Consider the following 22971-nt stretch of genomic DNA (forward strand, 5'->3'; position numbering starts at 1 on the left):
CTTACATCTCTCCGGAGTGATGGCGATGCTGCACGGCGGCGATCTCCTTGTCAGAACCGCCGGCTTGCGGCTCTTGGCGGGAAACGGTGGCGTCTTCGGCCGTCTGGCGGCGCTGCATGGACTGAATCGATGACGCGGAATCGAGCAGGAACTGTCCGTTGGTGGCCACGCGCGTACCCGCGCGTAATCCGTCCAGGACCTCGACCATCTCGTGGTCTTCCAGCCCAGGCTTCACTTCAACGGTGTGAAAGCGGCCGTCTGCCTCGCTGATGACGACAAAGTCGCCGTGGCCGGTGCGAATGAGTGCATCTCTCGGCACAGCCAGCGCGCGCCGCGCCTGGCTGTGGATTTCCACGTCGGCGAATGCGCCGGGAAGAAACGCTTGACCGTCATTGGCCAGCGCGATCTTCAGCTTCGCCGTTCTGGTGACCGGATCGATCTGCAAGGTCGACAGATCCACTTTGGTCCTGAGCTGTTTCGTTTCTTGAAAGCTCGACGTCAACACGATGTCGTCGCCATTCCGGATCCAGTTGAGCTGGTCCGGAAACACCGTGACTTCGGCCCACACCCGACGATAGTCCGCATAGGTCAGGATGGGCTGCATCGGATTGACGGCATTGCCTTCGCGCGCGGATACCCCGGTCACGATGCCGTCCTGCGATGCGCGTACTGGAACGACATCGAAGATACGGCGCTGCTTGTCCAGGACCTGAATCACCTCGGGCGGCACGTCGGCTGCGAGCAGGCGGTCCCGCGCCCTGAAGCGCTCCCTCGCCAGGCTTCCCAGCATCGTGCCGCTGGGTCCGCCGATTTCCATGCCGGCGCCGGTGAGCGCATCGCGCCGGGTCAGCAGGTCGATGTAGTCGCGCTGCCTCTGCTGCAGTTCCGGCGAGTAGATCTCAAACAAGACCTGCCCCTTCTTGATCGCCTGCCCGACGCCCTGCACGTGCAAGCGCCGTATCCAGCCGTCGAACTTTGGCGTCACGACAATACTTCGGCTTTCATCGGCGTGGATCGACGCGTAGGTGCTGGCGGTATGGTGCATCTGCGTGAGGGACGCAACTTCCGTTCTGACTCCCATGCGCATCCGCGTCGCTTCATCGATGTGCACCTGGTCATGTGCAGGATCCCTGGCTTCAGCGGCGGTCTTGATCAGTGTCATTCCGCAGATCGGGCAGTCGCCGGGTTTGTCGTGCAATACGTCGGGATGCATCGAGCAGGTATATATCTCACCGAGGCCGACAGCATCCGGCACACCACGATGGGCGGTTGCCGGGCCGGCAGCGACGCTGGCAGGCAGTGGGCGATATAGCGCGGCGCCATAGCCGAGTGCTGCCGAAACCGCCGCCGTGACGCCCCAGCCAAGAAGCCGTTTCCGTGTTGTATTCATGATGTTGCCGCTCGGCGTCGTGTCACGTCGGCTTGACCTTGACCAGCCGCATGTTGCAGATCGGGCAGTTGCCCGGTTTGTCGCTCATGACGCGCGGGTGCATGGAGCATGTGTATTTGTCCTGGGTCGCGGCAAGCTTCGCCGACACGCCGTGCCCGGCGTCGGCTGAAGTCGCGGGCGCCTGGGTCGGCATAGGCGGGTTGGCTTCGCGCGGCGCGTGATTGATCCGGGCGTAGACCATGGCCGAAGATAGTGCCATTGTTGCACCGGCACCGATGAAGAGTCGTCGTTTGATGTTCATGAAAATACCTTCCGTCGAAATGCTCATGGGGAGAGATATGAAAGGCGGGCCTCGCCCTTCATATCTCGCAGGATCAGCGGACCAGGATGTTTTCGCCGCGGCCCATCTTGGGATCGGCATCCTTGGTGAATTGCAGCACCGCGATCGCGCCGGTCAGCGCCTGCTGCATCGAATGCGATACCAGCGCGTTGGCGCCTTCAATCGGTGAAACGATATCGAAGGTTGCTGCATCGCCCGGGCCGACCACATAGGTCTGCAGGCCGGTGATCGCATTTTTCGGATTGCCGCTCGGGTAGACCTTGTCCCAGATGCCGGCGATCGCATGGAACGACGAAAACTCGTTGGGGCCGGCATTGATGAAGTAAATGCGAACACGTTCGCCCGGCTTTGCCTGCAGCATGCGCGTGGCCGCCGGATCGTGTACCGGGTCATACTTGAAAACGCCGCCGTTGAACATGACGTTGCTCCATTTCTTCGCCATCATGTCTTTCTGGTTGTCCGGGTTCGGATAAAGCTCGGACTGGATCAAGACGTATTCGCGATCCGCTTTCGGCATTGCGTTGGCATCCTTCGGATCGACGATGATCGCACCGTACATGCCGCGCGCGATGTGCTGGATCATCGGATCGGCGCCGCAGTGGTAGAAGAAGATGCCGGGATGCGAGGCATTGAAGGTGAAGCTGCCTTTTTCCCCTGGCTTCACTGCTTCGAAATCCTTGAGGACGTCGAACTGACCGGCGTGCATGTCCATCGAATGGGAATTCTTGTTGTTCTTGTCGTTGAACAGCGTGAATTCGACGGTGTCGCCTTCGGCGACATGCACCACGGGGCCCGGAACCTGACCCTCAAACGTCCAGCTGCGGTACATCGTGCCCTTGTTATCGATCGGCAAATCAACTTCCTTTGCCGTCATCGATATCTTGACCGTTTTGGCCTCGACGCCGGTCGCCGCCAGCATCGCCAGTGCCGCGGACACGGCGGCCAGTGCTATTTTCATTTTCATCTTTTTTCCCCTTGTTTGGTTTGGATATTCAATTGCTCGCAGTCTTGCTGACGAAGCGCAGGTAACTCACCATCTCCTTGATTTGATCGTCGTTTAACACTCCCCCCCATTTCGGCATAAGAACGGATTTGCTCACGGCCAGGCCACCTTCCTTGATCGCCTTGAACAAGGTCGCGTCAGGCGTATCGCCCATCGCTTTTGAATCGGTATGGTCGCGCGGCTTGACCGACATGCTCTTGCTGTTGATGCCATTGCCGTCGCGATTGACGCCATGGCACTGCACGCAGTAAGTGTTGTAGATCTTGATCGAGGCGGCATGCGTATCGTCCGCCCATGCGGCAGCTGACAACAGACTCGTTAATGAAGCGGCCACCAGGGCCAGCGTGGTTGGGTGGCGCATCATTTCTTCTCCGTGGACTTGAGGGTTGCGATATAGCCGGCCAGTTTTTGCACATCGCCGTCGTTCAGATCGAGTGTCGGCATCCACACATGCGGATCGAATTTTTGCGGGTCCTTCAAGTAGGAAACGACAAAGTCCGGTTGCAAGCGGTTGCCCGCGGTGTACATCTCGGGTCCGGATGCGCCGCCACTGCCGGGTTTGGCCGCATGGCAGGAGGTACAGCCGCGCAGTTTCGAGAACAGCATCGCTGCCATCGACGCGTTGACCGGTGCGCTCTTGAATGCGCCTTTCTCGACCAGCGCGTCATCCTTCAATGCCATCAGCGCGTCGGCGGCCGATACGGCGTCCTCTTTCGACAGCTTGATATGCTCCGCCAGTTTGCTGCTATCGATGGCGTCGGCTTCCTTGTTGGCGCTGGCCTTGACGACCTTCGAATACATGACGCCGCCAGGCCGCAAGGTGGTCGGGTTCTGCAACCAGCTGACCAGCCATTCGCGGTTGAACTTGTTGCCCGCATAATGCAGATCCGGGCCCTTGCGTTCCCACAGATGGTCGAGCGATGCTTTTTCGGGCTTGCTGACTGCGTGGCAGGCAACGCACTGCTGCTTCAGAAGATCCTGCCCGCTGCCGGCCCACGCAGTCAGCGTCGTCGCGCCGAGTGCCAACGCCCCCACTACAAGATTGAAATTCATTTGTCACTCCCTGTTTATTGAATTGCCTGACCTTTGAAGACCTCGTTGGTGTAGATGCCAGGACCCTTTTTCAACGATTCTTCGTAGTAGAAGTCGGGCTGGAATTTCTTGTCCTTCCAGTCGTACCAGGTATCGTTGTTCTTGATCTCGTTGTATTCGAGCACGCTCATGATTCCACCCATTGGGCGGTTGCCGTTCATGGTGTGGGTATCGACGTGGTCGTGAATCATCCAGCGGCCGGGATTGTCTGCGGTGAAGATGACGTCGTAGCGCTCGCCGGGCGAGATCGATACGGTATCGCCGGAGATCGGGTTGGCCAGCGGGAAGCCATCCTTGAAGGCAATCTTCATGACGTGGCCATGCAAGTGAATGCTGTGGACCAGATCGCCTGCGCCGATAAACCGAAGACGTACGACATCGCCCTTGTTGACGCGCAATGGTTGCGTCTCCGGATAGGATTTGCCGTTGATGGTGAAGTAGTTGTAGACGCCACCGGGAACGCCGCCGAAGCCGGGTTTCTCCGCGTATTCCGATTCCCAGTCGGATAGCATCAGGATGAAGTCCTTGGTGACGGATTTTTCCAGGGCTGTCGGTTTTTTCGGGCGAACGATAAACGGGCCGAACATGCCGCGCAGGGTAACGTGTTCATTCACATTGACATGGCAGTGATACCAGAATGTTCCGGATGGCTCGGCAGTGAATTTGTACGTGAAGCTGTCGCCGGGCTCGATCGCGGTTTGCGTCACGCCCGGTACGCCATCATTGCGCCAGGTACCACGTTGCAGCATGCCGTGCCAGTGGATGGTGTGCGGCAGGGCCGTCATGTTGTTGACGTTGACCGTCAGCTCATCGCCTTCATCGACATAAAACAGGGGACCGGGTACCTGGCCGCCATAAGCGAAGGTGTGGTACTGCTGCTTTTCCACCAAAGTGATGCGCGTATCTTCAATATTCATCTCGAAGTTCCGCTTGGCGGCGACCGCTTGTGTGACAGAGAGAGCGCCTACGAGCAGGATGCTTCCCGCTGCGAGGAGTTTTCGCAATCTCGTTCCCCAACTATGCATAATTCCCCCTTATATAAACAGGTATATTAAATACCACTTTAAATGCAAAAAAAATGACTTCGATTTCTTGTCGGTTCTTGATCTGGGTCAATTTTAAAACAAGTAAATCGTATACATGTTTAAATTTTTCTGCAATGAAAATGTAGAATTCTGCTACGTCATGCAAGGCTATTGATTGGCGTGGAGGATAGACTAAGCATCCGACAGGGAGGCTGCGGCCTGCCTGCGACATGAGGATGAGCAGTGGCGGAAGGCGATGGCATATGCCCGCTCAAATACACAGTGTCGTTCCCCGGTATTGGCTGGTGCTGTGCCGTATGACCCTTGCCGTGATTGCAGCGCAGGGGACCGGATGGACGGATAGTGAAGCAGCGACGCTATCCGGTCTTCTTTCTGGGGGTGCGGTGGATCCGTATCGGCTGTGGGGTGACCACGCGTTTGACAGGCGGACGGCTATCGTTAATCAAGTCATCCAGCGTGGCGCTGTCAAGTATCGCGAGATAGGCATCGGTCGCCCGGTGCAATAAACCTCTGAGCTTGCACGTCGGGGTCAGCACACACTTGTTGTTGATCCGATCGAAGCACTCGACCATGAAGAAATCGCTCTCGGTGCTGCGTATTATTTCCCCGATATTGATGCTCTGCGATTCCATTTTTAGCCGGATGCCGCCGTTACGGCCACGTACTGTCTCGATGATCTCGGCAACACTCAGTTGATACACGATCTTCATCAGATGGTTCTTGGAGATGTCGTGCACGTCGGCGATATCCTGTGCTGTCACCAACCGGTCGCGATTGACGCCAAGATACATCAGTACACGCAATGTATAGTCAGTGTAAGCCGTAAGTCTCATTGAGGAATTCCTGACTTTAGGTCGATTTGAAACCTGCGAAAAGTGCTCCTCCCCGCAGTCTACCGTCACAAGCCGGTTGTCGTAACAGCCGTGACAATCCCGATTGTAGACCATCCGGGGACAGCCGAAGGGGCCGCCATTCGTCTGATTTACAGCGCCAACTACAAGATCACGCTTGAGCAAAAAACTCCGCCATATCGCTATATGAAATCACCGAATACGGTTTATGGACTAGCTGTTTATACGCCAGTGGGCTTCGATGAATCAAAGCGCAGTGATCCCGGAAAGACTAGCTATGACAACAGAAACGTCTATTTTCATCGCAATCAGAATGGCGAAGCGGGCGCGTATATCGAATGCAGTAATGTCACGCCTGCTGCAGGGAAATGTGAACTCCAATTCAACATGCTGCCGGTAGTGCGTGCCGATATCTCGGCGAGTTTCCGCAAAAGGGTGATCCGCTTGGGTTTTCAGGACCAACCGCAGAGTGAGTTTTCGGCGGTGGTCGCCACCATTCACTAAATCCCATTCAAACATTGGTTCTCTTGGCTGATGTCTCTGCTTATTTTGAGGCGATTGCCACGGACGGCACTCGAGCACCCACTTTCCAGCAGGCCGCAACAAAGCGAACTTCAGTACCGTCGACATAAGGATCAAATGCGGCACGAACTGTTTCGATCAGTTGTTGGCGAGTTTGCTCGTCGACTTCCTGAAAAACCCGGCCAAGAGGGCCGAGCTGGGTCAGATAGCGAAGCAGCCCTTTCTCGGGGAAGGTGCAGACAATGTCGATCGGATCGATCTCGATTTCGGCCCAGCCACTCTCTTCAAGAATGCGGTAAACCCGGCTCTGGTTCGCAAATGCAAATTGTCCCGGCTCATCCGGCCGCCGCACGGGAATGTTTGACAGGACGCCTGCCGCTGCACGCTCTGCAGTTGTCATAAACGGATTTTCCTCGGCACCTCGCCAGGCGTAAAACTGCAGCCTTGCGTTGCCTCGTGCGGCAAACCGCAAGTTGGCAAACGCAGCGATAGGATCATCGAAGAACATCACCCCGAAGCGGGAAACGATCGCGTCGAAGCTTCCAGGCTCGAAGGCATGCTTTTGCGCGTCGTCGCATATAAAGCTGGCAGTGGAGTCTTCCAGTGCCGCGCGAGTCCGGGCGGCATTGATCATCGGCTCCGAGATATCGATGCCGACACAGCGACCCCTTGTCCCGATGCGCCGTGCCAGCGCGAGCGTCGTGCTGCCGGTCCCGCAGCCGACGTCAAGTATCCGTTGTCCGGATTCGGCAGAGACCGCTTGCACCAGCATGTCCTCGATGGGTTGGAACATCTGATCGAGCAGATCCTGCGCTTCGACCCAGGCGCGTCCGGCGACGCCGTTCCACAGCGTTGCCTGCTCGTTATTGCCCATATGCTTCGCATTCATCGTGCTTCCTTTCGCTTGTTTTCGAAAAACGGAAGTGATACTGTGCCACTTCAAGTCAACTTGAGGTCAAGTGGTGAAAAGCCTGGACATCGCCGAGGTGGTCCGCCAATCCGGCTTACCCGCGTCAACACTGCGTTTCTACGAAGAGAAGGGGCTGATCGTCTCCATCGGCAGGCGTGGCTTGCGCCGCCTGTTCGACCAGGGTGTATTGGAGCGATTGGCGCTGATCGCCCTGGGGCGTGCATCGGGCTTTTCGCTCGATGAGATCGCGGTCATGTTCGCGCCGAACGGCGAATTGCATATCGACCGCCAGATGCTGGCGAGCAAGGCGGAGGATCTGGACAGGACCATCAAGACGCTTTGCGCCATGCGCGACGGCCTGCGTCATGCCGCTGTCTGCCCGGCGCCAAGCCATCTGGAATGCCCGACTTTTCGTCGCATTCTGAAGGCGGCCGCGTCGGGAGCTATCGGGACAAAAAAGAAGGCAGTCCGGCAACACCAGCGCGGCTAACGCTCAACAGTGCCTTGAAACAAGGCGCCGAGAATGAAAAAGCCGCCGGGCAATCGGCGGCTTTTTCATTCGCTAACAGCACATGCGCACCAGTTTTTCTCAGTCGGCTTCCAGAAAGCTTCTCAGCTTCTCGGCACGCGACGGATGGCGCAGCTTGCTCATTGCGGCGGCTTCGATCTGGCGAACGCGTTCGCGCGAGGCGTCGAGTTGTTTGCCGACTTCTTCCAGCGTATGGTCGCGCGAGGTGTCGAGCCCGTAGCGCATGCGCAGCACTTTCGCCTCACGCGGCGTCAGCGAGGCCAGCATGTCCTTGATGATGGTCCTCATCGATGCCTGTACCGCCGCATCTTCCGGCGCCGTCGTATGCGTATCCTCGATCATGTCGCCGAGCTCCATGTCGCCTTCTTCACCGACCGGGATATCCAGCGATATCGGTTCGCGAACGATCTTCATGATCTCGCGCACTTTGGCTTCCGGCAGTTTCATCTTGACGGCCAGGGTAGCCGCGTCGGGCGATACACCGGTTTCGCTGCGGATCGATCGCGCGATGCGATTGAGCTTGTTCACCATTTCCATCATGTGCACCGGCACCCGGATGGTCCGCGCCGTGTCCGCGACCGCGCGCATGATCCCCTGGCGAATCCACCATGTCGCATAGGTGGAAAACTTGAAGCCGCGGCGGTATTCAAACTTGTCGACCGCTTTCATCAAGCCGATATTGCCTTCCTGGATCAGGTCGAGGAAGGGCAAGCCGCGGTTGACGTATTTCTTCGCGATCGAGACCACCAGGCGCAGGTTCGCCTCGATCATCTCGTTCTTCGCGCGGCGCACGCGCATTTCCGCGGCCGCTACCTGCCGCTGGATGTTGCGCAGATCCGTGAGCGGAATCGCCACATGCGCCTGCACTTCCTGCAGCCGCTCCTGCGCCTCTTTCACCGCGGGTGCATGACGCACCAGGCCGGCACTGTAGGACTTGCCGGCGGCGGCTTCGTCATCCACCCACTGCGTGTTGGTGGCGTTGCCGGGGAAGACGGCATTGAAATGCGCACGCGGCATGCCGCACCGGTCGATCACGATGTCGGTGATAGCCTTTTCGCTCTCGCGCATGCGATCGACTTGCGCGCGCAGGGACGCGGCCAGCTGCTCGATGGCCTTGGGTGCGAGGCGGATGCCGGCCAGCTCGGATGAGATGGCTTCCTGTGCCTTGAGATAGGGCCTGGAACGATAGCCGTAGCGGGCGCGGGCCTTGTCCATGGCGTTGAAGGACGTCGCGATGCGATCAAATGTCGCAAGCGCGTCGGCTTTCAATTGCTGCAACTGGCGCGGCGACAGCGTCGCACCGTCGTCGTCCTCATCCGTGCTTTCCGCATCGCTTTCCAGTTCGTCATCCTTTTCGCCCTTGCCATGCGCGGCGGCGACTGATGTCGAACTGTCATCATCGGACGCCGGCAGCTCTGCCATTCCGCCGATGAAGGCATTCACCTTGATTTCATCGTGCGCGATCTTTTCCGCCGTAGCGAGGATCTCGCGTACGATCGCCGGGCAGGCCGACAATGCATGCATCATGTCGTTCAGACCGGCTTCGATGCGCTTGGCAATGTCGATTTCGTTCTGGCGCGTGAGCAGGCTGGCCGTGCCCATGCGGCTCATGTACAGGCGCACGGGGTCGGTGCTGCGGCCGAAGTCGCTGCCGTTGGTGGACAGCGCGGCTTCGATCGCGGCTTCGGCTTCCTCATCGACGGCAGTTGCCGTTGTGTTATCAGACCACAGGAGCGTTTCCGCATCCGGGGTCTGCTCGTAGACGGCGATGCCCATGTCCGTCAGGCTGGCAATGATGCCTTCGATCGCGTCGCCTTCAGCGATGTCGTCCGGCAAGTGGTCGATGATTTCGGCGTGCGTCAGATAGCCGCGCTGCTTGCCCAGCTCCAATAATGTCTTGAAGTCCTGGCGATGATGTTCGCGCGCGGCTTCCGGCATGTCGCGAAGCGACTGGCGGCTCTTGTTTGCGGGGGTGTCGGTTCGTGTAGTCACTGCTTCTTGCTACTCCTGATAAAGAATGAGGTTCATCCGGAGTAGTTAAGTGTGGTTTGTGTGACACCACGTGACAGCCGGAAGAGCCAAAAATGCAACCTCAAAAATGCAAACTGATCGAGGTCTTTTTTCCTGTGTGCGATATGGGGATGAAGCGCCGGAATTCGAGGGCTTCGTCAAAAAAAACCGGCAGCGGCAGCAGGTGCCGCTCTGCAGGCAGTCCCCCGCCGAAAAAGGCTCAAGGCGTGTGACAAAAGCGAAAGGCATTTCCGCCTTCGCGTTTCACCGCGTTCATGGCCTGGTCCGCGCGGCTGAGCAAGCTTTTCGCATCGTTGCCGTCAGCCGGATAGATTGAGACGCCGATGCTGGCGCCAAGTTCGATTTTTTGGCCTTCAATGATGAACGAATGGGAAAGCGCCTCCAGCAGTGCGCTTGCCATGGTCATGGCGACCTCCCTGTCGTGAATGTCGATCATCAGGACCGTGAAGGCGTCGCCGCCAAACCGGGCGAGGGTGTCCTCCTTGCGCAGGGTCGAACGCAGGCGGTCCGCGACGGCGGCAAGCAAGCGGTCGCCGATGCGGGATCCCAGCCTTTCGTTGATGGATGCGAATTCGTCAAGGTCGATGAACAGGGTTGCAAGCATCTGCTGCGCGCGTTCGGCGTGGGCGACCGCGAGCTGCAGGACGCTGAGGAAAAACAGCCGGTTCGGCAAGCCCGTCAGCGCATCATGGTAGGCGAGGTAGTGGTCGGTTTCCCTATCCTTCTTGCGCTTGCTGATGTCGCGCTGGATGGCGATGAAATTGACAACAAGACCATCTTCATTGAACAGCGGTGTGATCACTTCTTCCACGGTATAGAACGAGCCGTCCTTGCGCCGGTCGACCACTTCGCCTTGCCACACGTGGCCTGCCAGGATGGTTTCCCACAAGCGGGTGTAGAAGGAGGGGCTCTGCATGCCCGACTGAAGCAGGGCGGGCGTGTGGCCGATCGCTTCGGAAGGTGCAAAGCCGCTCAGGCTGCAGAACGCGTCGTTGACCCAGATGATGCTGCCCGCTTCATCGGTAACGAAGACGGCATTGGCAACGGTGCTGAGCGTTTTGACCAGGGAGAAATGCTGGTCGGGCAGACGATTGTTGTCGGAGAAACTATTCATTGCCTGCCCGTAAATGATGCACGACAAAATAGCGCCAGCGAATGGGCGTCATGTTGTTCCGGGGGGAAGAATGAAGTGGAGCGGACGGCGAGGCGGCAGACCCGGTTGATGAAGAAATGCACTTTTACATCGAGTGCCTGACACTTGGTGTACGCGCCACGTCTTCCCCCGAGCTGCCGCACTTTCAATTTAATGCGACATCCGCTGTTCGTTTTGATGAAGATCAATGGGCATGCCCGACATCAGGAAGCGCCCGCATTCATCGGCCGGCATCGGCGGGTAGAGCAGGAAACCCTGTACGTCGTCGCAATGCTGTTCCATCACGAATTGCAGCTGTTCGTGCGTCTCCACGCCTTCGGCCACGACGCGCATGCCGAGGCTGTGCCCCATGGCGACGATCGCGCTGGCGATGGCCTTGTCGCCGGAATCCATCGGAATGCCGCGGATGAAGGAACGGTCGATCTTCAGGATGTCGACGGGGAGATGCTTCAAGGAGTTGAGCGACGAGTATCCGGTGCCGAAATCGTCGATCACGATGTTCAGGCCCAAGGCCTTGAGCTCTCTGAGCGCGTCCACGGTATCCGGTTCGATCTGCATGGCCGTCTCGGTGACTTCCAGGTCGAGGCCGATATCGGTATAGGGCGGCACGGCTCCCAGTTTCTTGCGGATCTCGTCGACCAGGTGCGGCCGCTTGATCTGGCGCACCGACAGGTTGATTGCCAGGCGAACCGGCGGCATGCCTTCCGCGCGCCAGAGCTGCAACTGCGCCCAGGCCGTGTCGAACACCCAGTCGCCGATCGACTCGATCAGGTCGGTTTCTTCCGCGATTGGAATGAAACGCCCTGGAAGCTGAAGGCCGTGATGCGGGCGATTCCAGCGAATCAGCGCCTCGACGCCAACGATACGTCCGGTGGCAAGGCTGACTTGCGGCTGATAGAACAATTCCAGCTGGTTCAGTGTGAGGGCGTGGCGCAGGTCGCGGTCGATCAGCAGGGTCTCGGTCGCGGTGCGCGTCATCTCCGGCGTATAGAACTCGTACGCGTTGCGTCCCTTGTCCTTCGCGCCGTACAAGGCCATGTCGGCCGACTTGGAAAGCGTTTCCGGGTCGAGCGCGTCGTCCGGAAAGATGCCGATGCCCACGCTGGTGGAAATGGTGAGCATCTGGTTGGACAGCGGCAGGGGCAGGGAGACCAGCTTGGTCAGTTTCTGCGCGAACATCGCCGCATCCTCGATGCTGTCGACCTGCGGCAGGATGATTGCGAACTCGTCCCCGCCAAGGCGGGCGACCGTATCTTCCTCGCGGATCGCCGTTTTCAGACGCGCGGCAATGACCTGCAGCAACTGGTCGCCCGCCGCATGGCCCAGCGTGTCATTGATCAGCTTGAAGCGGTCGAGGTCGAGCAGCAGCAGCGCGGCGCGCGTGTGATGGCGCTTGGCATGCGCCAGCGCCTGGGTGATCCGGTCGTTGAACAGAAGCCGGTTGGGAAGGCCGGTGAGAACGTCATGGTAGGCCAGTTGCGTCAGTTTCTCTTCGGTCGCCTTGATGGTCGTAATGTCGGAAAAGACCGAAATGAAATCGGTGATCCGGCCGCTGTCATCCCTGACCGCGGTGATGGTCTCCCAGGCGGGGAAGTGCTCGCCGGATTTCCGGCGATCCCAGATTTCGCCCTGCCATGAGCCCGTCTGCTCGATGCTGGACCACAGGCTTCGATAGAATTCGTGGTCCTGCCGGTCCGACTTCAAAATGCGCGGATTCCTGCCGATCACTTCCTCGGGCTGGTAGCCGGTGATCTGGGAGAACGCCTTGTTCACGGCGACGATGGTGCCGCCCGCGTCGGTGATGAGGATGGCGTCGGTGGTGTGCTCGAATACGGTGGCGGCTTGCCGCAATTTCTTTTGCGCTTCCGCCAGTTCGGTCATGTCGAACAGCGTGGTGCGGCTGCTGACGATGCCGCCGTCGAGGTCGAAAACGATGGACGCGCTCAGCATCACTGGCAGGATGCTGCCATCCTTGCGTATGAATTCGACTTCCAGGTCGCGCACGCGCCCGGGGTCGAGGAATTTGGGAAAGTTTTCGCTGAACTTCTTCTTGCTTTCCTCTGTGAGCAGTTCGGTCACCTTCTTCTTGCCGATCAGTTCCTCGCTGTCGTAGCCCAGCCAGTCCAGCTCCGTCTTGTTGATCTGCAAGAACACGCCGTCGCCGTCGAGCGTGTGATAGCCGCAAGGCGCGTGGTCATACAGGTCCTGCAATTCCTCGGCGTAATGCTCCAGTTCGCGCTGGATACGCATGCGCTCGCCGATGTCGCGCACGATCGCCATCCATCGCCCGTCGGCCAGGATTCGTGCGTTCACCTCGACGGGAACGAATTCGCCAGACTTGTTCCGCAGCTCCCATTCGCCGACTTGGGCGTGTTCGCTGCTCTGCAGAAAGTACTCCCGGGACTGAGCGAGCCGCTCCTTGTCCTTGTCGGGAATCAGGTCCGTAATGTGCATGCCGATCAGCTCGTCGCGGTTGTATCCGAGCATGCGGCAGGCGCTCATGTTCACATCGGTGTACTTGCCATCCCTGTTCGCAATGAAGATGCCATCTGCCGCGTTGTCGAACAGCTGGCGAAAAAGCCTTTCACTCTCTTCGAGCGCGCGCTCCGATTGCTTGCGCAAGGTGATGTCCTGCACCATGCCCACCATGACGAGAGGCTTTCCGTCCTTGTCGCGGCTGTAGATATCGCCGCTTGCCAGTACCAGCCTTTCGGTGCCCTGCGGCAGGCAGACCCGATATTCGAGCTGATACGGCTTCTGTTCGGTTGTCGCAAGGCGCAGCGCTTCCCTCAAGGTAGACCTGTCCTCCGGGTGGACACGCTGCAGGATCATGTCGAGCGGCACGGATGCACGATCCGGCGACAGCCCGAACAGAGGAAGGACTTCCGGCGATGCCGTCACCGTATTGGTGTCGATTTCCCACTTCCAGGTCCCCGACAAGGACATGGTTTCCGTCTTCGCCAGATTGGTCGCAATCCGACGTAGCGATTCCTGCAAGGCTCTGCGGTCACTGATGTTTTCGACCGCAGCCAGCAAATAGCGCATGCCGCCGTTGCTGGAGCGGGTCACCCACAGGCTCAGGCTGGCCCAGACGATGGTACCGTCCTTGCGGACGTAACGTTTCTCCCAGGTGACACCAGGGACACGGCCGTCCAGAATCTGTTTTCGAAGTTCCTGGTCTTTTACTCGGTCGTCAGGATGGGTCACGTCCAGGATGGTGCGTTCGAGCAATTCGTTGCGACTGTAACCCAGCATGTCACAGAACCGCTGGTTGACTTCGAGAAAGTGGCCGTTCGGTGCGAATTGCGCAAAGCCGATCGGCGTGTCGCTGAAGAAGGCACGGAAACGTTTTTCGCTGGCGCGCAGCACTGCTTCCGCTTGCTTGCTGCGTGCAAGGTCTTTTCTTAAGCGCTTGATCGCCTCCGTGAGGGAGTCGATGCGCGCCTGCAGGGAATTTTCCATAGAGGATGGCTACCCAGGCGTTGGTCAGAAAGAGATAAGACAACATGTTGAACGCCAAGTGTCAGTTTGCGCAGCTTTGCGGATCTGGATTTGCGGAAAGATAAATTGGCGCGGATTAATCCGGCGCAATCCGACCAAAGTTTGCGGCAAGCTTCAATGGGCCGCGATTGTGTCGCGCAGCGGTTTCGATTGACCTCGCTCATGGCGGGGTGCGGCCCAATACCTATGATGAGTGCAGTGCTCCGGGTCGGCTTGCGTCTCGCGACGAGCGGAGCCGGGGCGGTTGTCCTCTGCGGCGTGCGGATGTTCACTGCATGGCCGTACGCGCCGGGGAGCATGGCGTTATTCGGGTTGTTTCAATTGATTCGCACTCACGATGGAGGCCACTATGGCTAATTTGACCCGCTTTGATCCCTTCAGCGACATGATGCGGTTTGATCCCTTCCGCAACATGGATGATTTTTTCAAGGAGTTTTCCATGATGCCTTCGCTGCGCGGCATGGAAGCCGAGCCGCGCATCCGCATGGACGTATCGGAAACCGAACAGGCTTATCAGATCAAGGCCGATATTCCGGGCGTGAAGAAAGAAGACATCAAGGTCGCGATCGACGGCAACGTGGTTTCCATCCGTGCGGAAACCAAGGAAGAAAAAGAAGAGAAGATGGAAGGCAACATGGTGCGCAAGGAGCGCCACTACGGCGAGCAGTATCGCAGCTTCACGCTGCCGCAGGATGTGGATGAATCCAAGGTCGAAGCCAAGTATCAGGATGGCGTGCTGAGCCTGATGCTGCCGAAGAAGGCCGGCGGCACCACCAAGCAGATCACCATCCAGTAACGGCTGCCTGCGGCGCCGCGCCGGCATGGCAAACGATAGCGCATCCTGGGTTCGCTGGTTCGCTGACCTGGGCATCGGCGACGTCGCTCTCGTCGGCGGCAAGAACGCGTCGCTGGGCGAGATGGTGCGCGAACTGGCGCCGAAAGGCGTGCGCGTGCCGAACGGCTTTGCGATTACCGCCGCCGCCTATCGCTACCTGCTCGACCGGGCCAATGCATGGCCCGCCTTGCACGATGCGCTGGACGGCTTGAAGGCGGACGATGTCGATGACCTTGCGCGCCGCGCGCGGCAAGCGCGTGAAATCGTTTATCGTGCCGCCATGCCCGAGGATCTGGCGGCGCAGATCACCGCGGCCTATGCGAGCTTGAAGAAGGAATACGGCAACGAACTCACGGTTGCCGTGCGCAGCTCCGCCACCGCCGAGGACTTGCCGACCGCCAGCTTCGCGGGACAGCACGAGACTTTTCTCAATATCGCCGGCGAAGCGCGTTTGCTGGAAGCCGTGCGGCACTGCTTTGCCAGTCTGTTTACGGACCGCGCGATCCGCTATCGGATCGACAACGGTTTCGATCATTTCAAGGTTTTTCTTTCCGTCGGTGTCATGAAAATGGTGCGCTCGGACCTGGCGACGAGCGGCGTGGCATTTTCCCTCGACACCGAATCCGGTTTTCGCGATGTCGTCTTCATCACCGGCGCCTACGGCCTGGGCGAAAACGTCGTGCAAGGCACGGTCGATCCCGACGAGTTCTACGTCTTCAAACCGACCTTCAATGCCGGCCATCGCGCCGTGCTGCGCCGTTCGCTCGGCGCGAAGAAGATCCGCATGGTGTACGCCAGCTCGGCGGGGCGCGAGACCACGCGCAACGTATCCACGCCCAAGGATGAGCGGCGGCGTTTCTGCCTGAATGACGAGGAGGTGCTGCAACTGGCTGAGGCGACCATCAAGATCGAAGACCACTACAGTGCGAAGGCCGGTCATCCGATGCCGATGGACATGGAGTGGGCCAAGGATGGCATCGATGGCAAGTTGTACATCGTGCAGGCGCGGCCGGAAACCGTCGCCTCGCGCAAGACGGCCGGCATGCTTGAGGAATACGTGCTGGAAGGGAAGGGGCCGGTGCGCGCGCAAGGCCGGGCAGTGGGCGGCAAGGTCGCCAGCGGCGTGGCGCGCGTGATCACCGACGTCTCGCAGCTCAACCAGTTCCGGCCCGGCGAAGTGCTGGTCGCCGACACTACCACGCCCGACTGGGGCACGGTCATGAAAACCGCCGCGGCAGTGGTGACCAATCGCGGCGGACGCACCTGCCACGCCGCGATCGTCGCGCGCGAGATCGGCATCCCGGCGGTGGTGGGTTGTGACAATGCAACCGAAGAGATCCGCAGCGGCGACGAAGTGACGGTGGCTTGCGCAGAGGGCGACGTGGGGCATGTGTATGGCGGCCTGATCCCGTTCAAGACCATACGCACCGACCTCTCTTCACTGGCACATCCGCACACGCGACTGATGGTCAATCTCGGCAATCCCGATATTGCCTTTCAGACCAGCTTCCTTCCGACCGACGGCGTCGGGCTGGCGCGCATGGAATTCATCGTTGCCGAACATATCAAGGTGCATCCGATGGCCCTGGTACATCCGGAGCGCATCGACGATGAAAAAGTGCGTGAAGAAATCGCCAGGATGACACGCGACTATGCGCGGCCGGCCGATTATTTCGTACGGCAACTTGCCGAAGGCGTCGCCACCATTGCCGCGGCGTTTTATCCCAAGCCGGTGATTGTGCGCATGTCCGACTTCAAGACCAACGAGTACGCCAGCTTGCTGGGAGGGCGCTGGTTCGAGCCGCAGGAAGCCAATCCGATGATCGGCTTCCGCGGGGCAGCGCGCTATGCGCACCCGGCCTATGCCGACGGCTTCGCGCTGGAATGCGAAGCCATGAAGCGCGTGCGCAACACCATGGGGCTGACCAACGTCAAGCTCATGATTCCATTCTGCCGGCGCATCCAGGAAGCGCAAACCGTGCTGGACGCGATGGCACAGCAAGGCTTGCGGCGTGGAGAGAACGGCCTGGAAATCTACGTCATGTGCGAGATACCGAACAACGTCGTGCAGATCGACGCCTTCTCGCGTCTGTTCGACGGTTTCTCGATCGGCTCCAATGACCTCACGCAACTCGTGCTGGGCGTGGACAGGGATTCGGAAATCGTCGCCTTCGATTTCGACGAGCGCGATCCCGGCGTCAAGGAAATGATCCGGCTGACGGTGGAGGGCGCGCGGCGCAACGGACGTCATTCCGGCATCTGCGGACAGGCGCCGTCCGACTATCCGGAAATGGCCGAGTACCTGGTGGAAATCGGCATCGATTCGATGAGCCTGAATCCGGACACGCTGCTCAAGACGACGCGACTGGTGCTGGAGGTGGAGAAGCGGCTCGGGCGGGCGCCGCGCTAGCAGGCTGTTGAAAAACTACTGCGCGGGCCGATTCTGGGGTCTGCGGTGCTCTGCGTACCAGTCGTACGCTTGCGCTCCTCGACCCCAATCTCGCCCCGCTCGCAACGTTTTTCAACAGCTTGCTAGGTCATATTCTTGTCGAGGAACAGCCTGACGAAGTCGAGCGAGGACACGATGCCGACCATCGATTTGCCCTGCATTACCACCACGTGATGAATCTTGTGCGTGAGCATCAGTTCGGCGACTTCCGCAATCGATGCCTCGGGCGCGACCTCGATCGGCCGGTAAGTGCAGATCTCCCACGCCTTCACGGTTTTCGGGTCTCTTCCCGTCGCATGGAACTTGAGCAGGTCGGTTGCGGTGACGATACCGAGGACGGCGCCGTCGCTATCATAGACGGGAGCGGAGGAAACATGATGTGCTTGCATCTGCGCTTCCACTTCCTCCACGGAATCGTCCATGCTGGCTGGGCTGAGGACCCTGTGCATGATCGAGGAAATCGGTTTGTTCATGATGGCCGCCCTGTCTGGATTGCCGCTCGTGTGGAGGTGCTGCGGCAATAAAGACACTACGCGCAGCAGGTCGCCGTGCCTTGAGCTGGTTCAAACGGATGGCGATACGGAGTAAGCAAGGGCTATCGGGCTTTCAGCACCGATAGCGCAATCCAACAGGCTGTCTGCGGCGCGTTTGATCTCGCACCGTGGCAATCGCGCCGCAGTTTGCTAATGTGGCCCTCAACCGTGCTGACGGATGCTCGATGGATAGCAAATCAACGCCATGAACACCATGCAAGGCGGCGGACAAGGCGCCGCGCCCTTTTTCATGCCGCGCGCTCAATTGCAGGCATTGATCGACGCATTGAGCGACGCGGGTTTTCTGTGCGTCGGCCCGCGCGTTCGCGATGGTGCCATCGTGTACGAGCGCTTGCATTCCATGGCGGAACTGCCGGCAGGCATGCAGGATGAACAGGCGCCGGGCAGTTATCGCCTCAAGCAGACAGGCAGCCCGCGCATGTTTGCCTGGGCCAACGGCCCGCAGGCGCTCAAGCCATGGCTGTTCACGTCGCGCGAAACGCTGTGGCGCGCGCAGCGGCAAGCCGATGGCGGAGTGGTATTCGCGGCGGAGTTGCCAAACGAGAAGCCGCTGGCGGTGTTCGGTGTCCGTGCCTGCGATCTGGCCGCGCTGGCGATCCATGACCAGCATTTCATGCAGCAGGCGCATGGCGCTTGCGTCGATCCGTATTACGCAAAACGCCGCGAAGAAATGTTCCTCGTCGCAGTGAACTGCACGCATCCCGCATCCACCTGCTTCTGCGCCTCGACCGGAGACGGGCCGCGCGCCCAGCGGGGCTTCGACCTGGCGCTCGACGAGCGCGACGATGGTTTCCTGGCCGAATGCGGCAGCGATCGCGCATGCGCCATCGTTGAAAAGATGGGCCTGGCACCGGCAACGCCCGAGCAGATCGATGAGGCAATCCAGGCGACGGAGCAGGCCGCGCAGCGCATGACGCGCAGCCTGCCCAGCCGTAACCTGCGCGACGCCCTGTTCGCCAATCTTGAACACCCGCGCTGGGAAGAGGTCGCCGATCGCTGCCTGTCCTGTGCCAATTGCACCTCGGTTTGTCCGACCTGCTTCTGCCACAGCGAACATGATCAGCAGCAGATCGACGGCGCGCAATCGGCGCATGTCCGCGAATGGGATTCCTGCTTCACGCACGGCCACAGTTACATTCACGGGCTTACCGTGCGCCCCGACACGCGCACCCGCTATCGCCAATGGCTGACGCACAAGCTCGGCAGCTGGCACGACCAGTTCGGGCGCAGCGGATGCGTCGGATGCGGACGCTGCATCACCTGGTGCCCGGTCGGCATCGACATTACCGAAGAAGCAGCAGCGATCTGCGGAGACAAGCCATGAATCCCTACCTGCCGGCAGAGGCGGAGGTGGTCGAGCGGGTGCAGGAGTCTACGACGATCTTCACGCTGCGCCTGCGGTTTTGCGATCCGGCCGTGCGCAGCGACTACAGCTTCGAGCCGGGGCAGTTCAATATGCTTTACCTCTACGGCGTGGGCGAGGTGCCGATTTCCATCGTGTCCGACCCGCACGATCCCGCCGTGCTCGACCACACGATACGCGTGGTCGGCCGCGTCACGCGCGGCCTGGCGGAACTGAAACCGGGCGACCGCATCGGCCTTCGCGGTCCGTACGGACGTGGATGGCCGCTGCGGCAGGCGCCGGGCCATGATGTGCTGATCGTGACCGGCGGGCTGGGCTGCGCGCCGGTGGTGTCGGTGATCAATTACGTCATCATGCGCCGCACCCTGTTCGGCAAACTGACCATCATCCAGGGCGTGAAGCATGCGGAAGATCTGTTGTGGCGCGAGCGCTATGCCTACTGGAACACCTTGCCCGACACGCAGGTGCTGCTGTCGGCCGACCACGGCGGACCGGTGTGGCCGTGGCATGTCGGCCGCGTCACCGAAGTCTTCAACGTCGCAGACATTGCGGCGGAGCGCACCTTCGTGATGATGTGCGGACCGGAAGCAATGATGCGCGCCGGCGTCACGGACCTGACCGGCCGCGGCGTCGCGGAGGACCATATCTACGTCAACATGGAGCGCAACATGCAATGCGCGGTCGGCCACTGCGGGCATTGCCAGTACGGCGCCGCATTCGTGTGCAGGCAAGGGCCGGTGTTCGCCTATCCCGAGGTCAAGGCGCTGTTCAATGTAAAGGGATTCTGATGTCGCCGAAACCACGCATTGCCGTCCACAAGTTCTCGTCCTGCGACGGCTGTCAGCTGGCGTTCCTCAATCTCGGGGAAACCCTGGTGCAACTGGCGGAACTGGTGGACATCGTGCATTTCGCCGAGGCCGGGCCGGTTGCAGCCGACGCGCATGTCGATGTCGCCTTCGTCGAAGGCAGCATCAGCACCGCGCACGACCTGGAACGCATCCGGCAGGTGCGCGACAACTGCACCTGGCTCGTCACCATTGGCGCCTGCGCCACCGCCGGGGGCGTGCAGGCCCTGCGCGGCCTTGCCGATGCCAAGATATGGGTATCGGAAATCTACGCAAGTCCTGAATACATCGATTCGCTTGCTACCTCCACGCCGATTGCCGATCACGTCAAGGTCGACCTTGAATTGTGGGGCTGCCCGGTGAACAGCCGGCAGGTGCTGGGCGCGCTCCGCGCACTGCTGTCCGGCGTGATGCCGCCCGACGAGGAAGACAAGGTGTGCCTCGAATGCAAGCGCCGCCAGAATGTTTGCGTGGTGGTGGCGAAGAACCTGCCGTGCATGGGGCCGGTTACTCGCACCGGCTGCGGTGCGCTGTGCCCATCCTTCGGGCGCGATTGCTACGGATGCTACGGGCCGGCGGAAAACGTGAATACGCGCTCGCTGTCGCGCCGGCTGGAGGGATTGGGGCTGGTGCGGGAAGAAATCGCCCGTCGCTATCTGTTCATCAATAACGGCGCGCCGGCATTCCGACGCGCCGGGCTGGCCGTGAAGGATTCGGGCGATGGCTGAACAGCGCAGCATGAGCATACGTGTGCCCTTGCTGGCGCGGGTGGAAGGCGAGGGGGCGCTGGAGATGGACATCCAGGACGGCGCGCTTGCCGGACTGCGGCTGCGCATCTTCGAGCCGCCGCGCTTCTTTGAAAAATTCCTCGAAGGGCGCGCCTTCCACGAAGTGCCGGACATGGTGGCGCGCATCTGCGGCATCTGCCCGGTGGCCTACCAGATGAGCGCGGTCCACGCGCTGGAAAGCATCTTCGGCGTCGACCCGGGGAAATGGGTGCGCGTCATGCGGCGCCTCATGTATTGCGGCGAGTGGATCGAAAGCCACAGCCTGCACATCCACCTGCTCGCGGCACCGGACTTTCTCGGCTATGCCAACGCGATCGAAATGGCGCGCGACCATCCGCTGGAAGTGCGCCGCGGCATGGCGCTGCAGGCACTCGGAAACGAGCTGATCCGCCTGCTGGGCGCGCGTTCCGTGCATCCGGTCGGGGTGCGTGTCGGCGGTTTTCACAAGGCACCGGCCATGGACGAGGTGGAGCGGCTGCGCGAGCGTCTGCGCGCTGCGCTGCCGGAAGCGCAGGCGCTGATCGTCTGGGCCGCGAGTCTGTCGATGACGGACCACGAGCAGCCATTCACCTGCGTGGCGATGCGGCATGATAGCGCGCACTATAACGAGTACCCGATGAACGAAGGCCGCATCGTCTCCGATCGCGGCCTGGACATCGGGATAGCGCAGTTCGACCAGGTGTTCACGGAGCGGCAGGTGCCGCACTCGACCGCTTTGCATTGCGAACTGGCGGGCGAACCCTATCTGGTCGGCCCGCTGGCGCGCATCAACCTGAACCGGGACAGGCTGCCGAGTGTCGTGACGGACGTGCTGCGCGCCACGTCCATCGATTTTCCCAGCCACAATCCGCATCACAGCATCGTCGCTCGCGCCGCCGAAGTCTGCTACGCGCTTTGGGAAGCGCTACGGATACTGGATGTGTACGTTGTGCCGGATTCGCCGTTTGTCGAAGTCGTGCCGGGCGCCGGGATCGGCTTTGGCTGCACGGAAGCGCCGCGTGGCCTGCTCTGGCATCGCTATGAAACCGGCGACGACGGCAGCATCAGGAGCGCGCGCATCGTGCCGCCGACCAGCCAGAATCAGGCGCGCATCGAGCAGGATCTGCGGCTGTCTCTCGAAAGTTACGGCCTGCACCACAGCGAGGATGAATTGCGCATGGTCGGCGAACGCGTGATTCGCAATTACGACCCCTGCATTTCCTGTGCAACGCATTTCCTCAAACTCAAGGTCCGGCGTTCATGAACCCGATCAGGATCATCGGCATCGGTTCGCCGTTCAGCGGTGACCGCATGGCATGGGATGCGGTCGATGCGATTGCGCGCAGCGGCATGCTCGATCGCTTCCCGAAGGGCATCGTGCAAATCTTCTGCACTGGTGCCCCGGCGACCGACCTGCTGCCGATGATGAGCGGCGCGAAGGCTGCCATCCTGATCGACACGGTGATCAGCGGAGCGCTTCCGGGGACGGTGCGCAAAATCGATGCGAGCGAAATGATGATCGAAACGGCAAATTTGTCGAGCCACGCGCTGGGTGTGCCCGAATGCCTCGCGCTGGGCAACAGCCTGGGGGTGCTGCCGAAGACGGTGCTGCTGTATGGCGTGGAGATCCGCGAGGATGGGACGGACGACGATGCGACTGCGCAGATGGCGGAATTGCTACGCGCGATCGCCAACGAGCTGGATGTGCTTGTCCGACTGGATGAGCGGGCTCCAGCGCAGCATCGTTCCCGCGCAAACGGGAACGACGGATAACAGATATCAATGCAATG

21 protein-coding genes are annotated in these 22971 nt (G+C 60.2%); 9 read left to right on the plus strand and 12 right to left on the minus strand.

Annotated elements, in window-relative coordinates:
• Position 1: 1 nt before the first annotated feature.
• The 7 genes from E6W33_RS08670 to E6W33_RS08700 form a co-directional block, all read right to left on the minus strand.
• Positions 2 to 1390, minus strand: coding sequence for an efflux RND transporter periplasmic adaptor subunit (locus E6W33_RS08670; RefSeq protein WP_136416453.1), 1389 nt, complete (start codon positions 1388 to 1390; stop codon positions 2 to 4).
• 22 nt (positions 1391 to 1412) lie between these two features.
• Positions 1413 to 1691 (minus strand): heavy metal-binding domain-containing protein, encoded by a 279-nt coding sequence (locus tag E6W33_RS08675; protein WP_136416456.1) that lies wholly within the window; start codon positions 1689 to 1691, stop codon positions 1413 to 1415.
• Between the two features lie 73 nt (positions 1692 to 1764).
• Positions 1765 to 2694, minus strand: coding sequence for a multicopper oxidase domain-containing protein (locus E6W33_RS08680; protein ID WP_211097270.1), 930 nt, complete (start codon positions 2692 to 2694; stop codon positions 1765 to 1767).
• Positions 2695 to 2722: 28 nt separating this feature from the next.
• Positions 2723 to 3097: a cytochrome c gene (locus tag E6W33_RS08685; protein WP_136416458.1), complete on the minus strand. Its 375-nt coding sequence runs from the start codon at positions 3095 to 3097 to the stop codon at positions 2723 to 2725.
• Positions 3094 to 3786: a c-type cytochrome gene (locus E6W33_RS08690; protein ID WP_136416460.1), complete on the minus strand. Its 693-nt coding sequence runs from the start codon at positions 3784 to 3786 to the stop codon at positions 3094 to 3096. Before E6W33_RS08690 ends, E6W33_RS08685 begins: the two co-directional genes overlap by 4 nt.
• Before the next feature lie 14 nt (positions 3787 to 3800).
• On the minus strand, positions 3801 to 4742 hold the full coding sequence (locus E6W33_RS08695) for a multicopper oxidase domain-containing protein (RefSeq protein ID WP_247869579.1): 942 nt from the start codon (positions 4740 to 4742) through the stop codon (positions 3801 to 3803).
• Positions 4743 to 5227: 485 nt separating this feature from the next.
• Complete coding sequence (locus tag E6W33_RS08700) at positions 5228 to 5704, minus strand: Rrf2 family transcriptional regulator (RefSeq protein WP_136416464.1); 477 nt, start codon at positions 5702 to 5704, stop codon at positions 5228 to 5230.
• A 90-nt stretch (positions 5705 to 5794) separates the two neighbouring features.
• On the opposite strand from E6W33_RS08700, the gene E6W33_RS08705 reads away from it, so the two are divergent.
• A complete protein-coding gene (locus tag E6W33_RS08705; RefSeq protein ID WP_136416467.1) occupies positions 5795 to 6226 on the plus strand; it encodes a hypothetical protein in 432 nt (143 codons plus the stop codon).
• Between the two features lie 40 nt (positions 6227 to 6266).
• On the opposite strand, the gene E6W33_RS08710 is transcribed toward E6W33_RS08705, so the two are convergent.
• Positions 6267 to 7133 carry a class I SAM-dependent methyltransferase gene (locus E6W33_RS08710; RefSeq protein WP_136416469.1) on the minus strand — a complete coding sequence of 289 codons (867 nt, stop codon included), beginning with the start codon at positions 7131 to 7133 and terminating at the stop codon, positions 6267 to 6269.
• A gap of 73 nt (positions 7134 to 7206) precedes the next feature.
• On the opposite strand from E6W33_RS08710, the gene E6W33_RS08715 reads away from it, so the two are divergent.
• A complete protein-coding gene (locus tag E6W33_RS08715) occupies positions 7207 to 7644 on the plus strand; it encodes a helix-turn-helix domain-containing protein (protein WP_136416471.1) in 438 nt (145 codons plus the stop codon).
• Positions 7645 to 7743: 99 nt separating this feature from the next.
• Here E6W33_RS08715 and rpoD read toward each other — a convergent pair whose 3' ends face one another.
• The 3 genes from rpoD to E6W33_RS08730 all read right to left on the minus strand — a co-directional run bounded on the left by rpoD (position 7744) and on the right by E6W33_RS08730 (position 14329).
• Positions 7744 to 9675 (minus strand): RNA polymerase sigma factor RpoD, encoded by a 1932-nt coding sequence (gene rpoD / locus E6W33_RS08720; RefSeq protein ID WP_247869580.1) that lies wholly within the window; start codon positions 9673 to 9675, stop codon positions 7744 to 7746.
• A 238-nt stretch (positions 9676 to 9913) separates the two neighbouring features.
• Positions 9914 to 10828, minus strand: a complete 915-nt coding sequence (locus tag E6W33_RS08725) for a sensor domain-containing diguanylate cyclase (RefSeq protein WP_136416474.1) — start codon at positions 10826 to 10828, stop codon at positions 9914 to 9916.
• A gap of 189 nt (positions 10829 to 11017) precedes the next feature.
• Entirely contained in the window at positions 11018 to 14329 is a 3312-nt protein-coding gene (locus E6W33_RS08730; protein ID WP_136416476.1) for a PAS domain S-box protein, read from the minus strand.
• A 388-nt stretch (positions 14330 to 14717) separates the two neighbouring features.
• Between E6W33_RS08730 and E6W33_RS08735 the strand changes: the two genes are divergently transcribed.
• Both E6W33_RS08735 and ppsA read left to right on the plus strand, forming a co-directional pair.
• Positions 14718 to 15164, plus strand: coding sequence for an Hsp20/alpha crystallin family protein (locus E6W33_RS08735; RefSeq protein WP_136416478.1), 447 nt, complete (start codon positions 14718 to 14720; stop codon positions 15162 to 15164).
• A 25-nt stretch (positions 15165 to 15189) separates the two neighbouring features.
• Entirely contained in the window at positions 15190 to 17613 is a 2424-nt protein-coding gene (gene ppsA, locus E6W33_RS08740; RefSeq protein WP_136416480.1) for a phosphoenolpyruvate synthase, read from the plus strand.
• A gap of 122 nt (positions 17614 to 17735) precedes the next feature.
• Here the strand turns inward: ppsA and E6W33_RS08745 are convergent, their stop codons facing one another.
• Positions 17736 to 18125, minus strand: coding sequence for a CBS domain-containing protein (locus tag E6W33_RS08745; protein WP_136416482.1), 390 nt, complete (start codon positions 18123 to 18125; stop codon positions 17736 to 17738).
• A 265-nt stretch (positions 18126 to 18390) separates the two neighbouring features.
• Here E6W33_RS08745 and E6W33_RS08750 point away from each other — a divergent pair, with 265 nt between their 5' ends.
• The 5 genes from E6W33_RS08750 to E6W33_RS08770 are packed head-to-tail and all read left to right on the plus strand — an operon-like array spanning position 18391 to position 22954.
• Complete coding sequence (locus E6W33_RS08750) at positions 18391 to 19530, plus strand: 4Fe-4S dicluster domain-containing protein (RefSeq protein WP_247869581.1); 1140 nt, start codon at positions 18391 to 18393, stop codon at positions 19528 to 19530.
• Positions 19527 to 20357, plus strand: coding sequence for an FAD/NAD(P)-binding protein (locus E6W33_RS08755; RefSeq protein WP_136416484.1), 831 nt, complete (start codon positions 19527 to 19529; stop codon positions 20355 to 20357). The genes E6W33_RS08750 and E6W33_RS08755 overlap by 4 nt, the downstream gene beginning before the upstream one ends.
• Entirely contained in the window at positions 20357 to 21142 is a 786-nt protein-coding gene (locus E6W33_RS08760; protein ID WP_136416486.1) for a sulfhydrogenase subunit delta, read from the plus strand. Before E6W33_RS08755 ends, E6W33_RS08760 begins: the two co-directional genes overlap by 1 nt.
• Positions 21135 to 22445 (plus strand): nickel-dependent hydrogenase large subunit, encoded by a 1311-nt coding sequence (locus E6W33_RS08765; RefSeq protein WP_136416488.1) that lies wholly within the window; start codon positions 21135 to 21137, stop codon positions 22443 to 22445. The genes E6W33_RS08760 and E6W33_RS08765 overlap by 8 nt, the downstream gene beginning before the upstream one ends.
• Positions 22442 to 22954, plus strand: a complete 513-nt coding sequence (locus E6W33_RS08770; protein WP_136416490.1) for a hydrogenase maturation protease — start codon at positions 22442 to 22444, stop codon at positions 22952 to 22954. Before E6W33_RS08765 ends, E6W33_RS08770 begins: the two co-directional genes overlap by 4 nt.
• Positions 22955 to 22971: the final 17 nt, after the last annotated feature.

Source organism: Herbaspirillum sp. ST 5-3, assembly GCF_004804275.1.
Lineage (GTDB): Bacteria > Pseudomonadota > Gammaproteobacteria > Burkholderiales > Burkholderiaceae_D > Noviherbaspirillum.

Coding starts and splice junctions, on each gene's coding strand:
- E6W33_RS08670 (WP_136416453.1), bottom strand. CDS start 1,390: ATGAATACAACACGGAAACGGCTTCTTGGCTGGGGCGTCACGGCGGCG.
- E6W33_RS08675 (WP_136416456.1), bottom strand. CDS start 1,691: ATGAACATCAAACGACGACTCTTCATCGGTGCCGGTGCAACAATGGCA.
- E6W33_RS08680 (WP_211097270.1), bottom strand. CDS start 2,694: ATGAAAATGAAAATAGCACTGGCCGCCGTGTCCGCGGCACTGGCGATG.
- E6W33_RS08685 (WP_136416458.1), bottom strand. CDS start 3,097: ATGATGCGCCACCCAACCACGCTGGCCCTGGTGGCCGCTTCATTAACG.
- E6W33_RS08690 (WP_136416460.1), bottom strand. CDS start 3,786: ATGAATTTCAATCTTGTAGTGGGGGCGTTGGCACTCGGCGCGACGACG.
- E6W33_RS08695 (WP_247869579.1), bottom strand. CDS start 4,742: ATGAATATTGAAGATACGCGCATCACTTTGGTGGAAAAGCAGCAGTAC.
- E6W33_RS08700 (WP_136416464.1), bottom strand. CDS start 5,704: ATGAGACTTACGGCTTACACTGACTATACATTGCGTGTACTGATGTAT.
- E6W33_RS08710 (WP_136416469.1), bottom strand. CDS start 7,133: ATGAATGCGAAGCATATGGGCAATAACGAGCAGGCAACGCTGTGGAAC.
- E6W33_RS08725 (WP_136416474.1), bottom strand. CDS start 10,828: ATGAATAGTTTCTCCGACAACAATCGTCTGCCCGACCAGCATTTCTCC.
- E6W33_RS08730 (WP_136416476.1), bottom strand. CDS start 14,329: ATGGAAAATTCCCTGCAGGCGCGCATCGACTCCCTCACGGAGGCGATC.
- E6W33_RS08735 (WP_136416478.1), top strand. CDS start 14,718: ATGGCTAATTTGACCCGCTTTGATCCCTTCAGCGACATGATGCGGTTT.
- ppsA (WP_136416480.1), top strand. CDS start 15,190: ATGGCAAACGATAGCGCATCCTGGGTTCGCTGGTTCGCTGACCTGGGC.
- E6W33_RS08745 (WP_136416482.1), bottom strand. CDS start 18,125: ATGAACAAACCGATTTCCTCGATCATGCACAGGGTCCTCAGCCCAGCC.
- E6W33_RS08750 (WP_247869581.1), top strand. CDS start 18,391: ATGAACACCATGCAAGGCGGCGGACAAGGCGCCGCGCCCTTTTTCATG.
- E6W33_RS08755 (WP_136416484.1), top strand. CDS start 19,527: ATGAATCCCTACCTGCCGGCAGAGGCGGAGGTGGTCGAGCGGGTGCAG.
- E6W33_RS08760 (WP_136416486.1), top strand. CDS start 20,357: ATGTCGCCGAAACCACGCATTGCCGTCCACAAGTTCTCGTCCTGCGAC.
- E6W33_RS08765 (WP_136416488.1), top strand. CDS start 21,135: ATGGCTGAACAGCGCAGCATGAGCATACGTGTGCCCTTGCTGGCGCGG.
- E6W33_RS08770 (WP_136416490.1), top strand. CDS start 22,442: ATGAACCCGATCAGGATCATCGGCATCGGTTCGCCGTTCAGCGGTGAC.